We start from the raw sequence: 14,197 nt of genomic DNA, 5'->3' as shown, positions 1-14,197 counted from the left end.
GGTAACGGTATCCAGACAAGAAATTTACACAAATAAGGCCAGTGGTGCATATTAGATAGGACTAATATGTGCCACTGGCTTACTTCTACTTAGTAGCCAATGTATTAAATTCTTGCAGATCCTTGGCTAAATCTTCTTCCGTGTATTTCCCTTGGCCGAAACCGATCATTGCCCGCAGCGGCATATATTTCATCATCGCCATGTACATTTCCGGGTTATCATCCATCGCACCCTCTAAGCCAAAAACACTGCTGAATTTCTTCACTTTTTCCGCTGTCCGTGGATTATCCAGCAAATCACCAATAGTACTATTCCGATGATAACGCATCGTAAGCGGATTGGTCGATTCTACTCCGATACAAGTTGTCAGACGAATATCCCGCGATGATGAGCCAATAGCAATTTCAAAATCTCCACTTTCCACATGCCAATCACCAATGTTAACGTTGTAATAAGCAAAGGAGCGTTTATCTAACTCAAAGGTTACCTCCTGCTCTTCTTCAGACTGAAGCTCTAGCTTCTGGAAGCCTTTTAGTTCCTTCAGTGGACGGATCACGCTGCTCTCCACATCACTAACATAGAGCTGAACGATTTCTTTTCCTGCGCGAGTGCCCGTATTTTTAACGGTAGCCTTAACCTGAACAGTCTCGGTGTCCTTTATGCTGCTCTTGGAAATTGTTAAATGACTGTATTGAAACTCTGTGTAGCTGAGACCAAAGCCGAAAGGAAACAGCGGTTTTATCTCTTTTTTATCATAATAACGATAACCTACGAACAAACCTTCCTTATACTCTACCTTATCCCCTTCCCCCGGGAAATTAAGAAAGGATGGATTGTCGCTCAGCTTCATGGGGAATGTCTCTGCCAGTTTACCGCTTGGGCTGACCTCTCCAAACAATAAATCTGCTACGGCACCCCCAAACGCCTGCCCACCTAGATAACCCTCAAGGACTCCTTTTGTTTTATCAATCCAAGGCATCTCTACAGGTGAGCCATTACTGAGTACAACAACGATATTACTCTGGACCTCAGCTACCACATCGATCAGCGCTTTATGGCTCTCTGGAAGAGACAAGTGGCTGCGATCATAACCCTCTGACTCATAATTATCCGGCAGTCCAAGGAACAACACCGCTACATCACCTTTTGCCGCTGTTTCTCTTGCCTCTTGCAGCAAAACCTCATTAATCTCATCATGCTCCAGTTCATATCCTTGGGCATATAGCAGCTCAGCAGACCCCGCAAGACCTCTCATCTCTTCAAAAGCATCATCCAATTGTGTTGGATTCACATGCGAGCTTCCCCCACCTTGATAACGCGGATTTTTAGCAAATTCCCCAATGATCGCAATAGTACCTTGTTTAGATAAGGGTAGAACTTCCTCCTCATTTCTAAGAAGCACCATGCTTTCCCTCGCCACTTTCCGTGCCAGTTGGTGATGCTCTTCAGCATTAAATGAAGTATTATCTTTACGATTGTCTACCGCCTTAAAAATAAAAGTGAGCAGCCGCTCCACCGCAAGGTTTAACGTTTCTTCAGCTAGTTCCCCACTTTGCACGGCTGCGACAATCTTGGCATCGCCAAGTCCTCCCGTTGACGGCATTTCCAGCTCCAGCCCTGCTTGCAGCGCCTTCACTCGCTCATTGACCGCACCCCAATCCGAAACTACAAATCCTTCGAAACCCCATTCATCTCTAAGAATCCGCGTTAGAAGCGTTTCACTCTCAGAAGCGTATTCACCGTTAACCCGGTTGTAAGAACACATTACGCTCCAAGGTTGACTGTTCTTAACTGCACCTTCAAAGCTAGCCAGATAAATCTCCCGCAGCGTCCGTTCATCAATAACCGCATCTACCGACATTCTCCGGTGTTCCTGATTATTGGCGGCAAAATGCTTAAGCGAGGTTCCTACTCCTTCGCTTTGCACACCTTTGATATGGTTCCCCCCCATCTCCGCAGAAAGATAAGGGTCTTCCGAGAAATATTCAAAGTTACGACCGTTCAGTGGAGAGCGTTTAATATTCGTCCCCGGTCCCAACAGAACAGCAACGTTTTCTGCCTGGCACTCCTTACCAAGCGCCTTCCCCACTCGCTCAATTAGTGCCCGATCCCACGAAGAAGCCAACCCTGCTGCTGAAGGAAAACAAGTTGCGGGAACACTGTTATGAAGCCCGAGGTGATCGGCACTCTCTTTTTGCTTGCGTAAACCATGGGGTCCGTCCGTTACCATCAAAGAAGGGATTCCGAGTCGTTCAATCCCCTTGGTATGCCAGAAATCAAGCCCTGAACAGAGTCCCGCTTTCTCCTCAAGGGTCAATTGTGATATGAGTTCATGAATTTTGGTTTTCATAAAAATGCCTCCTCTGATTGTATACTATCCCCATTTTAATATACTTCATGCTTGATTTATGGCATTATTATCGTGTTTTTGGTATTCTTGTTAGGCGAGGAGGTCATAACATGTTAGATCATTTGGAGGATAAGGAAAGAGTCCTATATATCTGTAAAGTGATGTATGAGTCACAGCAAATTCCCGTGTTCCTGCTCGACGCCACTCGGGAAATTGAATTTGCTATGCCTTCCTCCTTCGAGGGCGCCCCTTGGGTTCATAACCTTAATGAGCCACTTTCTGAAATTACTAAATCTTTTAATCGTGAGAACAACTCTAATGGCAATGGACCGACTTCTACTGTACCAATCGTTCGTACTACAAACTTTCTAGAGAATTATATTATTCTCCATCTACCCTCAGACAAGAGCAACGAGGGAAGCATTGTGATTGGCCCTTCATTGTATGCTCAACCTACGGAGGATAATGTGGCAAGTCTGATGCGTGATCATGAAGTTCCCCTTAAGTTTCAGGAGCAATGGCTTAACTATTACCGCAGTCTGACCGTGTTAAATAAAATGAGACTATACCATACCGCTATGCTGCTATACTCGCTAGTTACTGGAAAAACCTTGACCCTTAGCGAACTACTGCTGGACTCCCGCATTCTTGCCTATAAACAACTGCCCTCAGGCAGTTTGGATTTGGATATTTCTTATCGCCGTGAGAATACGTGGCTGCACCATGAGCCTATGCTAGAAAAAAATCTCTTTCACTATGTCAAAAAAGGCAATAAAACTGAGCTGCTACGCGTTCAAGCTTCGTTCTCCGAAGAGAGTTACGGGCTTCTCTCTAAAAGGAGCCAATTACGTAACAAAAAGAATCTGGCAATCTCTTGTATTACACTCGCTACACGTGCAGCTATAGATGGAGGGCTGTACTGGGAAATTTCTTATACCCTAAGCGACTTTCATATCCAGCATATCGAAGAACTAAAAGATATTCCCGCTGTAGATCATGCCGTTCTTAATGCCCTTTGCGATTTCGCAGACCATGTCAAAGAGAGCCGGATGGCGAAACTGTCGCGCACCGTGGCTCTCTGTCAGAACTATATTTTCAATCACCTATATGAGGAACTTTCCTTAGATAGACTGGCTGAGGTTGCAGGATTAAATAGAAGTTATCTCTCCCTATTATTTAAGAAGGGGACCGGCATCACCATCAGCGATTTTATTCAATTGGAGCGGATTGAAGAGGCAAAACGATTAATAGAAGTACCAGAGATAAGCTTATCGGACATCGCCTCACGCCTACATTTTAATGATCAGAGCTACTTTACCAAAGTGTTTAAGAAATATACCGGAATCACCCCTAAACAATTTAGAACAAATAGGGAAAACACACTTTAAGAAAAGTAGACACAACAAAAATTCAAAATGGATATGAAAATAGCAGCTGACATCACAGCTCTGTGATTGCTGCAAGAACAGTATTGTTGAAGTAATCAACATACATATTTTTAAATGGCTTCTGGTGATCCAGCTCTACGGATAAATGAACCGTCACTGTCTGATAAATCGGATCCACGCAGAGGAAAGGACCTGCCGCCCCCCAGTGTGAATAGGCATCTGCAGAGAGCAGATCTCCGCCGTCACGCTTCGTGCCATTAATCGCCCATCCGTACCCCCAGTACGCTTCAAGGAAAACTTCGTCTCTATATTGTGAGGATACGCCCGGAATTTGATTGCGGGTCATTTCTTTTACTGTTACCGGACTAAGCAATCGTACTCCGTTATAAATTCCGCCGTTAAGGAACATCTGGCCAAAAACAGCCAAATCCATAGCCGTTGAGTAAGCGCCGCCCCCCGCAGATACAGAATTCAAATTGTATTCACTGTCTACCCATTCCGCGCATGCTGCCTCAGGGGCACGTCTAACTACTCTGTTCCGCACTTCCATTGGCACACGATAATATGTATTTTCCATTCCAAGCGGTTTAAAAATAGTTTCCTTTACGAATACATCATAAGCTTGTCCACTAACACGCCGTATAATTTCACCCAACAGCTCATAACCATATCCACAGTAAGACATCACAGTACCTGGCTCATGGCTAAGTGGTGCATCATAACCGCCATTAACCTCAATTCCAGAGGTATGTGTCAACAAATGATGTACGCATACCTTTGTTTTGTTCTCCCCTGTAAATTCGGGGATGTAATCAGAAACCGGCCTGTTTAGGCCCACTTTCCCTTGTTCCACTAACATCATAATAGCGGTTGCAGTAAATAGTTTTGTGATGGAACAGAGTGGAAATATAGCATCCGCTGTTAAATCTGCTGCGTCTGCTTCAGGTCCGAATTTTCCATTCGCTTGATGGACCAGCAGCGTCCCCTTTCTCGCAGCAACAATAACTTGCGCAGGTGTGATATTGTCTTCAACCATTTGTGCGGCGGCTGTACGAATACGCTCCACACCAAAAGCCGAGACACCCGCCTGTTCTAAAGAATTAAATACTAACCCTCTCATCGGTAGCCCTCCAATATGATTCATTTAATACATATATAAACTATTATACAAATATATTAAATAATCCTGCTAGTTTACTATTATCCTGTGACTGAATTGTTGAGTTTCTATTAACTATTTGCTAAAAAAACTAAAGCTGACCCCGGTTTCTCCCGAAAATCAGCTTCAGCTTAGTTTTTGCTAAGTTACCGCTACCTTAAAAGCATCCACATTAAATGTTGTCCCGTTGATGGATAATGTGGCATTGTAATAACCCCGATCACCATTTGTTTTGCATTTATATTCCCCCGAACATCCGCATACGAAAAATTTAGTTTTGTTGTAACCGGGATATATATTACTAAGCTTTCGGTAAAACAGATGTCCATGATGCGTAAAAATAGCTAACACCTTATCTCTCACTTTTGTAGGAATGGATGAAAAAAACTTATTCGTCTCCGATGCGCTTAATACATGGGTTGGGTCCACCGTAATCCCACTTACTTTGAGAGGCCAATGAAAATCTATAATATAATAAAAACTATCATCTAAATTTCTCAACAAATTTATACTACCCGGAGTAAACCGTCCAAGCGCACAATTAAGCCATACATACTTGACCTTCCCCTGCGTACCCGGAAAATTCATTTGACCTTCAACAGCACCTAAATATTGTGTGAATAAGGACTGTGTGCTTGCCTCCCAATTTCCTATAGATGCTTTATAAGGAATACTCCCAAGCGTGCTTGTTACCGTATCCTTGAAATCCTTGTAGTAAGCATTCGCATTATTTCCATAATTAGCTCCCGCTTGCGTATTATCTCCTCCAAAAATAACAAATCTCTTATTCCCGCTATTCACAGCTTTAGGCAAAAGATTTCTAAAAATGCTTGAGCTGTTTCCATACCCCACATGACTATCACCAATAACCGCAAAGTTAATGATTTGCGCTTTTGCTTTAAGAATTAAACTACGTTTAGGCTGCAGTCTGGAGGCAGGTCTTCTTTTCCTACTAGGTTTCACCTGTCTTTTCATCTTAGATTCACCTCTTTTAAAATGGATGAAGGATCATAGTAGTATTTATATTCGCTTGACCTTAGGGACTCTTGGACCAATGGATTCATCTAGGAGATTAGTTTCTCTTCTACTTTGTGGTCATTTATGCGGCTTGTCCCAAACGGGAGATGTTATAATTAGTCCCATAGAAGTGAAGAATATAATACCATTCATAGAATTATAGGTAACGGAGGCTTAAGATTTGAATAACATAGTCCCAGAATGGGCGGAGTCCCATTTCCCTTTATATACCGCTGATAGTATTCAGTCGATGTATGGAACCTCAAATCTGCCAAGACTTCAGATTCATGAGCATTCAACCGTCCTACTAGCTATTGCTGCTGGCAAGGGTATGCTTGAGGTCGATCATCAGACTTATGAGCTAATGGAAGGCATTGTCGTCCTTCTCCCCGAGAATACTTACGCCTCTCTAATTACAAATCGCCAGCAGCCGCTTCATGCTTATAAGCTTTCAATCCGGATTCAAGAACAGACACGAGCACTGCCCTCCAGTGCTATGACGCGGACAAGCCAACTGACATCCAATTCAAATATGCTGTTGTTTCCTCATGAACCAGCCATTGTATCTAATATGAAGGAATTGTATCTTCACCGGTTGCCAGATCGTGAAATACGTCATGTGCAGAACCAGATCCTGTTCCATCAGATCCTTCTTCAATTGCTGGAGCAGCAGGAAACAAGATTTGAAGTGAGTGAGCAGCCCTCAATGGAACGCAGTATCACATACTTAGAGAATCACTTCAGTGAAAAAATATCACGTGAGCAATTAGCTGCAATTGCGGGTGTGAGCGGTTCACATTATTCAACGCTATTTAAACAATTTACGGGCTTTACCCCTAATGAATATCTGTCCAGGTTGAGAGTTCACAGAGCGAAGGAACTACTGCTTAATAGTTCAAGCACACTAAGAGAAATTGCTTTAAAGGTGGGCTACAAGGATGAGTTCTATCTTAGTCGGCGCTTTAAGCAGCAGACCGGCGCATCTCCTTCAGGCTATAATCTTATCCCTTTCCAACGTGTAGCGGTGATGCTCACTCCCTATGCCAGTCATTTGCTGCTGCTTGGCCTGGAACCTGCAGTTACCATTTCAGAGAGCAGCGAGTATTTAAATCTTTCTGACCAGGAACCACCACAGTCTATGAAATTCATCCATACGAACAGCTCGGCTGAGCAGATAAAAGCGTTATTACTGGAAGCAAACATTGAATTGCTTATTGCAGCCACACAACATCTGGAAGAATTCGGCTTGAACGCTGAGCAGCTGCGGGCGGTCGCTCCTATTGTTGAAATCTCTTGGCAGGAACTAGGATGGAAAGACCACTTGCGCTTGATCGGCCGTGCCATTCACCGTAGCGAACGTGCTGAGCAGTGGCTGGACGATTTTGAACAAGAGGAGCTGGAAGCTCGGGCCGTGGTGCAGCAAAGCGCGGTGGCTAACGAGATTGTAACCCTTCTGGTCATTAAACCAGATGGACTACTCGTATACGGGGCAAGAAATGTTGGGTATGTGATCTATCAATCGCTAGGTCTCAAGGCTCCTGCCTTGATTGAGGATCAAATAAATAAACTCGGCGACCAGTTTCATTCCCTTGTGGTTGACGTCTCTGAGCTGGAGGCTTATGCCGGTGACCGATTGTTAGTCACTGTATTTCCAGACGCAAAAGGCTCCACTGCACACAGTGAAGAAATCTTCCACTCCTCTTATTGGAACCAGCTTTCTGCTGTGCAGAACAAGAAGATCCATCTGCTTAATCTGGATGAATGGGTGCCTTATAATCCAGTTTCCATTCGTTTGCAGCTTGGACGTGCGGTTGCATTATTCGAAGGCCAATAATAGTCCAAGTCTTTTTTCCAACAAAAAGGCATGGTTAGGCACATAAGTGATCCCTATAATGATTACAAATGCGAATGATTCTCATAATCAATCTATGGCACAGCCTGGGATTCATTAAATAATGGAATTATTCACGGAAACATAGTCATTAAAAGGGGAGAATTATTTAAATGAGAAAGATATTTATTCCGTTTGTACTTATTTTAGGGCTTGCCCTTAGTGCTTGTGGGGGAAATCAGGCGAAGAATGAGGTTAGTCCTACAAACAGCCCATCCTCGGCTCCTGCTGCGGAGTCAGAAAGTGCGACTTTTACTTATGAATCGGAAAATGGACCTGTTGAAGTTCCGACACATCCTCAGCGTGTCGTTGTCCTCACTCGATTTTTAACAGGTAATGTTATGGCTCTAGGTGTACCTGTTGTAGGCGTAGATGAAATGTCCAAAACCAATCCGCGCTTTGAAGAGCAATTGAAAGATGTAGAAGCTGTAAGTGATGAAAGTCTGGAGAAGATCATTGAGCTGCAGCCGGATCTGATTATCGGTCTCTCCGATATTAAGAACATCGATAAATTCAAGCAAATCGCACCAACGGTTACTTATACTTATAATAAAGTTGATTACTTAACCCAACAGCTGGAAGTCGGCAAATTGGTGAACAAAGAAAAAGAAGCCCAAGCTTGGGTAGATGACTTTAGTGCCCGCACCAAAAAAGCGGGTGAGGAAATCAGAGCGAAGATCGGCGAGGATGCAACTGTCTCTGTCATTGAAACCTTCAATAAGCAATTGTATGTATACGGGTATAACTTTGGCCGCGGAACTGAACTCCTCTATGGGGACTTCAAGCTCGGTATGCCGGAGACAGTAAAGGAAGGCACCAAAACAGATGGTTACGTGGCCCTCTCAACAGAAGTGCTGAAGGATTATCTAGGCGATTACGTTATTTTCAGTAAAAATGCGGATGAAGATAATTCCTTCCAGGATACAGAAATCTACAAGAGCATCCCTGCTGTCAAAAATAATCATGTTTACGAAGCTGATGCCAAAGGATTCTATTTTAACGATCCGCTTAGCTTAGAATATCAACTGGAATTCTTTGAAAAAAGCTTTCTAGGAAAATAATAAAGATGACTACGAAGCAAACTTCCATTCCATTCTTTTATAAGCTGCTTGGTAGCGTGCTGGTAATGGTTATTTGCCTCGTGATCGCGATGTTATTCGGGGCTAAAGAAACCACCTTCCATGATCTGTGGCTTGCCATCACTTCAAGTTCAACGGCAGACAATGTCCTCATTCTTCGTGAGATCAGGCTGCCGCGTGAACTGGCCGCCATGCTGATCGGCGCCGCCTTTGCCGTATCCGGTGCTATTATGCAAGGCGTTACGCGCAATCCGTTAGCCGATCCCGGCCTGCTGGGGTTAACTTCAGGAGCTAATATGGCACTGGCGCTTACCTTCGTATTTATGCCGGGGCTGAACTATTTTGGTACCATGATTGCTTGCTTCTTCGGCGCTGCTCTGGGAGCCGTTCTGGTTCTTATTCTCGGCTCCGTGCGCCAAGGTGGCTTGTCTCCGATCCGTATCGTACTCGCTGGTGCTGCGGTATCTGCATTCCTATATGCTATCGCAAGTGGTGTCAGCATTGCCTTCAAGATATCCAAAGATGTATCCATGTGGACTGCCGGTGGGCTTATCGGCACAACTTGGGGCCAGCTTCAGGCCATTGCACCTGTGATCCTCATCGGGATCGTGGTGGCATTAATATTTTCTAACCAGCTGACTATTCTTAGCTTGAGTGACGAGGTAGCGATCGGATTAGGACAAAACCTTGTTTTGGTTAAAGGGATTCTGTTCACACTCATTATTCTGCTGACTGGCGCATCGGTCGCTCTAATTGGGGACATGGCTTTTGTAGGGCTAATGATTCCGCATATTGTCCGCAAAATAGTCGGCACCGACTACCGCTATATTCTGCCGATTTCAGTATTCACTGGGGCATCCTTCATGCTACTTGCAGATACGATTGGACGTACAATCCACGCCCCTTATGAAACGCCGATAGTTGCTGTCGTGGCTATGCTAGGACTGCCTTTCTTTTTGTTCGTTGTTCGTAAAGGAGGTCAAACACTCTCATGATTTCCTCTGCTCCAGTACGAAAACAACGTCTTATCCTGTGGGTATGCACCGGACTGATCCTGCTTACGGCTATTGCCAGTATGGGAATCGGCTACTCTTCCCTGTCTTTTGACAGGCTGCTTCCCGTTCTCTTCGGTCATGGAACCTTTAAAGAGGACTTTGTATTATTTTCTGTGAGACTGCCACGTATTCTAATTACGCTACTGGCAGGAATGGCCTTGGCCTTATCTGGGTCGATTCTGCAAAGTGTTACCCGAAACGATCTAGCAGACCCCGGTATTATTGGGATTAACTCCGGGGCAGGTGTGGCTGTCGCTGTATTTTTTCTCTATTTCCCGGTTAGCGTTGGATCCTTCATTTATGCTTTGCCGCTGGTTGCTTTTATAGGGGCTATAATTACGGCAGCATTAATTTATCTTTTTTCATATAGTCGGACTAGAGGACTTGATCCTATTCGGCTAGTTTTGGTCGGGGTCGGATTTTCCCTAGCGCTGTCGGGAGTTATGATCGTAATCATTTCATCCGCAGATCGTGCCAAAGTTGATTTTATCGCAAAATGGATTGCCGGGAATATTTGGGGTACAGATTGGCCCTTCATCTGGGCTTTACTGCCTTGGTTATTACTGCTAGTTCCCTTTACCCTGTACAAATCGCTGCGACTCAATCTGCTCAGTCTGAGTGAGGTATCAGCCATTGGTGTCGGTCTGAATCTGGAGCGCGAACGTATCGTCCTGATTCTTATCGCCGTCGCAGCTGCCGCCTCCGCGGTATCCGTAACAGGTGGAATCGCTTTTATCGGATTGATGGCACCACATATTGCGAAATCGTTGGTGGGTCCGCGCAATCAGATGTTTATTCCCGTCGCAGTATTGCTGGGTGGCTGGTTGCTTCTGATCGCGGACACCGTTGGCCGCAATCTCGTCTCCCCTGATGGCATCCCCGCTGGGATCATGGTAGCATTGATCGGCGTACCTTATTTCGCTTATTTATTGATTAAGAAATAAATAAGCATATAGAAAATCAAAAAGAGGTAACTCAGAAGCCATGAATGGCTATTGAGTTACCTCTTTTAGTTAGAACACTCTTTATTAAATCTTCATATCCTTACCCGTATAGTCTACAAACATGAATTGACCTTCCGGTGTAGTCCGCTTCTCGATCAAGTCCATGATGCCCTCAGCACTTTGGGTCGGATTCGTTGGCGCCTCTGCCCCGCCCATATCCGTATGCATCCAGCCGGGATGTACGCCGAGTACTTGTACCCCGCGTTCTTTTAAATATACATGCAGCTGCTGTGAGAACATATTAAGTGCCGTTTTGGAGATGGAATAAGGATAGTCTCCGGAATAAGCATTAGTAATGCTGCCTGCTTCCGACGATATGTTGATGATCGAAAGCTCGGGTTCAATGAGTAGCGGCAAGAAATGCTTAACCACTCGCATCGGTCCATAAAGATTAATATCCATCGTGGTAAGCATATCTTGGAAATCCAGCTCTTCAATCTGTGTGTCCCTTGCAGTCAGTACTGCCGCATTATTGATAATGGCACCAAGCGTCCGGCCTTGTCCTTGCAGATTTGCAGCAATTGCCGCGATTCCTTCTTCATCCGTCACGTCCAGCTGGGCCACAGTCAGCTTCTCCCCGTAGGTCGCAGCGAGCTGAGATAGTGCTGTTTGTTCCTGATCGGGACGGCGAACCCCGGCAATGACTCCATGCCCCCGCTTCAATGCCTCAGCCGCCAGCTCATAACCTAGTCCACGTCCGGCACCAGTAATTAGAATATTCACTATACATCCTCTCCTTTATCTTTATCTTTATCGTTCTCCAGCAGCTCCACAATCACCTTTAACTCCTTGAACGTGTCCATATAAGCATAACGCCCCCCGGTATACTCACCCTTTTGCTGGAGTGGGAACCCTTTGCCTTCGAGCAGCATAATCTTCTCCTTCATTCCTTCAACCACAAAAGCAATATGATGAGGTCCCTCACCATGTTCATTCAAATAATCACGCCATGTACTGGGCTGCTGGTCTGGCTCAATCAGTTCAAGCTGAAGGGAGCCCATATCAAAAAAAGCCAACTTCCCCCGCGCCACCGTCGCCTCGCCATTATACCGAGTCTGCGCCTGATCTTCTGTATCTGTAACGATAATTTCCGGCTTTTCCAGTCCAAAAAACTCCGCATAAGCCGTGCTTACCTTTTCAACATCATTCACCAAAATTCCAATCTGCGTAACAAAATGATTCCCCAGCCATCCTGACATGTACCCTACCTCCCATTTGTCTGACAAGTCCACCATACCGATTCTTTGAAAAGGCTGTCAAGCCCGAAAAGAAATCGCTCCGGGCCAATGAAAATTATCCAGAGAAAGCTCAGCCGACTTCGGCGCTATCAAGGGCATTTTTGCCTCTCTTTTCTCCAAATCGCACACTTTCGGCGCTATCAAAGGCATTTTCGCCTCTCCCGATGCCGCAACTCGTTAAGAATACTTGGTGCGTTATATTACTGTTTGTTTCGGTTAATCACCAATTCGGTTATAGAATGAAAAGTTTAAATTAACAAAAGGGGTGAGGAACGATGGACCATAGAAAAAGATCACGCCTGATGCAGCAGTTTATTTTTGTCGGGCCAACTTCCTTGTTTTTCTTTATTATTGTGCTGATTCCTTTCTTTTTGGGACTCTATTATTCATTTACCAGCTGGAACGGAATCTCGCGGCATGTCGAGTGGACCGGACTACGAAACTATCTACATATTTTCACCAAGGATCCTTCCTTTCTTAATTCATTCTGGTTCACGGCGAAGTTCACTTTCTTCGGTCTAGTGCTGACCAATCTGCTTGGCTTCGCACTCGCTTATGTGCTGACGCGCAAACTGTTCACACGTAATGTCCTGAGAACGGTATTTTTTGTACCGCATGTGATTGGCGGACTTTTGCTCGGGTTTATTTGGCAGTTTATTTTTGTCAGAGGATTCTCCTCTATCGGGCAGGCCACCGGCTGGTCCTTCTTTAATCTTCCCTGGCTAGGCACCGGAGGGACAGCATTCTGGGCGATTGTTATCGTATTTGTCTGGCAAAATGCAGGATATCTGATGGTGATCTACATCTCTGCTATCAACAATGTTCCCCAAAGCCTAATTGAAGCGTCCAAAGTGGATGGAGCCGGACGTTTTCAGGCCTTGCGCCATGTCACTCTTCCACTGGTCATGCCTGCTGTAACTGTTTGTCTATTTCTATCTATCTCCTGGTCCTTTAAGCTGTTTGACCTCAACCTGTCGCTGACCAAGGGTGGACCCTTTAAAGCTACCGAATCTGTAGCCTTGAATATTTACAATGAAGCCTATACCATCAGCCGGTTCGGAATGGGCTCGGCTAAAGCGATGGTTTTCTTCGTCATCGTGGCCGTGATCTCCCTACTACAGGTTAGAGCAACCAAGAAAAGAGAGGTGGAGCTGTAATGGAGACTACCGCCAAGAAATTTAATGTCCCCCTGCTTCTCATCGAAGTGATTGTAATCCTGCTGGGACTTCTATTTTTAGTGCCCTTTTACTTTTTACTGGCTAACTCAGTGAAAAGCTATAGTGAAATACTTTCTGACTCTGCTGCGCTGCCTTCCGCACTCCAGTGGAGCAACTACGCGGAAGCTTGGAAAGCTACCAATTTCCCTCGCGCCTTCCTGAACTCTTTTATCATCACGGTGATTAGTAATATTCTGCTAGCGTTCCTCTGCTCTATGTGCGCTTACAAAATGGTCCGCAACAACAGCTTGTATAACCGTGTGCTCTATATTGCATTAGTAGCCGCCATGGTTATCCCATTTCAATCTATCATGATCCCGCTGGTGCAGGTCGTCAGCGGTTTGGGCGTCATGGATTCAACCGCCGGTTTGATTTTAGCATATCTTGGGTTTGGCGCCCCGATGACTGTTTTTCTATTCCACGGCTTCGTTAAATCGGTACCTCTCGATATCGAGGAGGCCTCAAGAGTAGATGGCAGCAGTCCTTATGGTACCTTTTTCCGGATTGTACTTCCGCTTATGCAGCCGATTATCGTCACCGTCATCATACTGAATACCCTGTGGATCTGGAATGATTACTTGATGCCATCGCTTATTCTGCAGGATCCGGTGCTTCGCACCATCCCTATTGCCACTTATAGCTTTTTCGGACAATATACGAAGCAGTGGGATTTGGCGCTTCCAGGACTTGTACTCGGGATTACGCCGGTGGTCATCTTTTTCCTAGTGATGCAAAAATATATTATTGAAGGCATTGCCCAGGGCTCCGTGAAGGGCTAATGATACATGTTGCTTTCAGC

The 14,197-nt window shown here is 45.1% G+C and carries 12 protein-coding genes; 7 read left to right on the top strand and 5 right to left on the bottom strand.

From position 1 onward, the window contains the following. Positions 1–85 precede the first annotated feature (85 nt). Positions 86–2,350: a glycoside hydrolase family 3 C-terminal domain-containing protein gene (locus MHB56_RS21730; RefSeq protein WP_341143996.1), complete on the bottom strand. Its 2,265-nt coding sequence runs from the start codon at positions 2,348–2,350 to the stop codon at positions 86–88. A gap of 110 nt (positions 2,351–2,460) precedes the next feature. Here MHB56_RS21730 and MHB56_RS21725 point away from each other — a divergent pair, with 110 nt between their 5' ends. Next, the gene (locus tag MHB56_RS21725; RefSeq protein WP_341143995.1) at positions 2,461–3,738 is read left to right on the top strand and encodes a helix-turn-helix domain-containing protein; all 1,278 of its coding nucleotides are present in this window, start codon (positions 2,461–2,463) and stop codon (positions 3,736–3,738) included. 52 nt (positions 3,739–3,790) lie between these two features. On the opposite strand, the gene MHB56_RS21720 is transcribed toward MHB56_RS21725, so the two are convergent. Further along, positions 3,791–4,858, bottom strand: coding sequence for a serine hydrolase domain-containing protein (locus MHB56_RS21720; RefSeq protein ID WP_341143994.1), 1,068 nt, complete (start codon positions 4,856–4,858; stop codon positions 3,791–3,793). Positions 4,859–5,038: 180 nt separating this feature from the next. After that, positions 5,039–5,872 (bottom strand): metallophosphoesterase family protein, encoded by an 834-nt coding sequence (locus MHB56_RS21715; RefSeq protein ID WP_341143993.1) that lies wholly within the window; start codon positions 5,870–5,872, stop codon positions 5,039–5,041. Positions 5,873–6,095: 223 nt separating this feature from the next. Here MHB56_RS21715 and MHB56_RS21710 point away from each other — a divergent pair, with 223 nt between their 5' ends. The 4 genes from MHB56_RS21710 (at position 6,096) to MHB56_RS21695 (ending at position 10,883) form a co-directional block, all read left to right on the top strand. Next, complete coding sequence (locus MHB56_RS21710) at positions 6,096–7,748, top strand: AraC family transcriptional regulator (protein WP_341143992.1); 1,653 nt, start codon at positions 6,096–6,098, stop codon at positions 7,746–7,748. A gap of 170 nt (positions 7,749–7,918) precedes the next feature. Next, the gene (locus MHB56_RS21705; protein WP_341143991.1) at positions 7,919–8,866 is read left to right on the top strand and encodes an iron-hydroxamate ABC transporter substrate-binding protein; all 948 of its coding nucleotides are present in this window, start codon (positions 7,919–7,921) and stop codon (positions 8,864–8,866) included. A 5-nt stretch (positions 8,867–8,871) separates the two neighbouring features. Further along, complete coding sequence (locus MHB56_RS21700) at positions 8,872–9,879, top strand: FecCD family ABC transporter permease (protein ID WP_341143990.1); 1,008 nt, start codon at positions 8,872–8,874, stop codon at positions 9,877–9,879. Then, complete coding sequence (locus MHB56_RS21695; protein ID WP_339281831.1) at positions 9,876–10,883, top strand: FecCD family ABC transporter permease; 1,008 nt, start codon at positions 9,876–9,878, stop codon at positions 10,881–10,883. The genes MHB56_RS21700 and MHB56_RS21695 overlap by 4 nt, the downstream gene beginning before the upstream one ends. 84 nt (positions 10,884–10,967) lie before the next feature. Here MHB56_RS21695 and MHB56_RS21690 read toward each other — a convergent pair whose 3' ends face one another. Together MHB56_RS21690 and MHB56_RS21685 are read right to left on the bottom strand one after the other, a co-directional pair. Next, complete coding sequence (locus tag MHB56_RS21690; RefSeq protein WP_341143989.1) at positions 10,968–11,666, bottom strand: SDR family oxidoreductase; 699 nt, start codon at positions 11,664–11,666, stop codon at positions 10,968–10,970. Then, positions 11,666–12,142, bottom strand: coding sequence for a VOC family protein (locus MHB56_RS21685; protein WP_340395200.1), 477 nt, complete (start codon positions 12,140–12,142; stop codon positions 11,666–11,668). The genes MHB56_RS21690 and MHB56_RS21685 overlap by 1 nt, the downstream gene beginning before the upstream one ends. A gap of 314 nt (positions 12,143–12,456) precedes the next feature. Between MHB56_RS21685 and MHB56_RS21680 the strand changes: the two genes are divergently transcribed. After that, positions 12,457–13,338, top strand: a complete 882-nt coding sequence (locus tag MHB56_RS21680) for a carbohydrate ABC transporter permease (RefSeq protein WP_076125253.1) — start codon at positions 12,457–12,459, stop codon at positions 13,336–13,338. Continuing rightward, positions 13,338–14,177: a carbohydrate ABC transporter permease gene (locus tag MHB56_RS21675; protein ID WP_036675762.1), complete on the top strand. Its 840-nt coding sequence runs from the start codon at positions 13,338–13,340 to the stop codon at positions 14,175–14,177. Before MHB56_RS21680 ends, MHB56_RS21675 begins: the two co-directional genes overlap by 1 nt. Positions 14,178–14,197: the final 20 nt, after the last annotated feature.

Source organism: Paenibacillus sp. FSL H8-0315 (assembly GCF_038005365.1).
In the GTDB taxonomy this organism is placed as follows: Bacteria; Bacillota; Bacilli; order Paenibacillales; family Paenibacillaceae; genus Paenibacillus_AQ; species Paenibacillus_AQ odorifer.
The sequence above is the reverse complement of the archived record's forward strand: the minus strand, read 5'-3'. Positions and strand labels throughout refer to the sequence as shown.

Coding starts and splice junctions, on each gene's coding strand:
- MHB56_RS21730 (WP_341143996.1), bottom strand. CDS start 2,350: ATGAAAACCAAAATTCATGAACTCATATCACAATTGACCCTTGAGGAG.
- MHB56_RS21725 (WP_341143995.1), top strand. CDS start 2,461: ATGTTAGATCATTTGGAGGATAAGGAAAGAGTCCTATATATCTGTAAA.
- MHB56_RS21720 (WP_341143994.1), bottom strand. CDS start 4,858: ATGAGAGGGTTAGTATTTAATTCTTTAGAACAGGCGGGTGTCTCGGCT.
- MHB56_RS21715 (WP_341143993.1), bottom strand. CDS start 5,872: ATGAAAAGACAGGTGAAACCTAGTAGGAAAAGAAGACCTGCCTCCAGA.
- MHB56_RS21705 (WP_341143991.1), top strand. CDS start 7,919: ATGAGAAAGATATTTATTCCGTTTGTACTTATTTTAGGGCTTGCCCTT.
- MHB56_RS21700 (WP_341143990.1), top strand. CDS start 8,872: ATGACTACGAAGCAAACTTCCATTCCATTCTTTTATAAGCTGCTTGGT.
- MHB56_RS21695 (WP_339281831.1), top strand. CDS start 9,876: ATGATTTCCTCTGCTCCAGTACGAAAACAACGTCTTATCCTGTGGGTA.
- MHB56_RS21685 (WP_340395200.1), bottom strand. CDS start 12,142: ATGTCAGGATGGCTGGGGAATCATTTTGTTACGCAGATTGGAATTTTG.
- MHB56_RS21680 (WP_076125253.1), top strand. CDS start 12,457: ATGGACCATAGAAAAAGATCACGCCTGATGCAGCAGTTTATTTTTGTC.
- MHB56_RS21675 (WP_036675762.1), top strand. CDS start 13,338: ATGGAGACTACCGCCAAGAAATTTAATGTCCCCCTGCTTCTCATCGAA.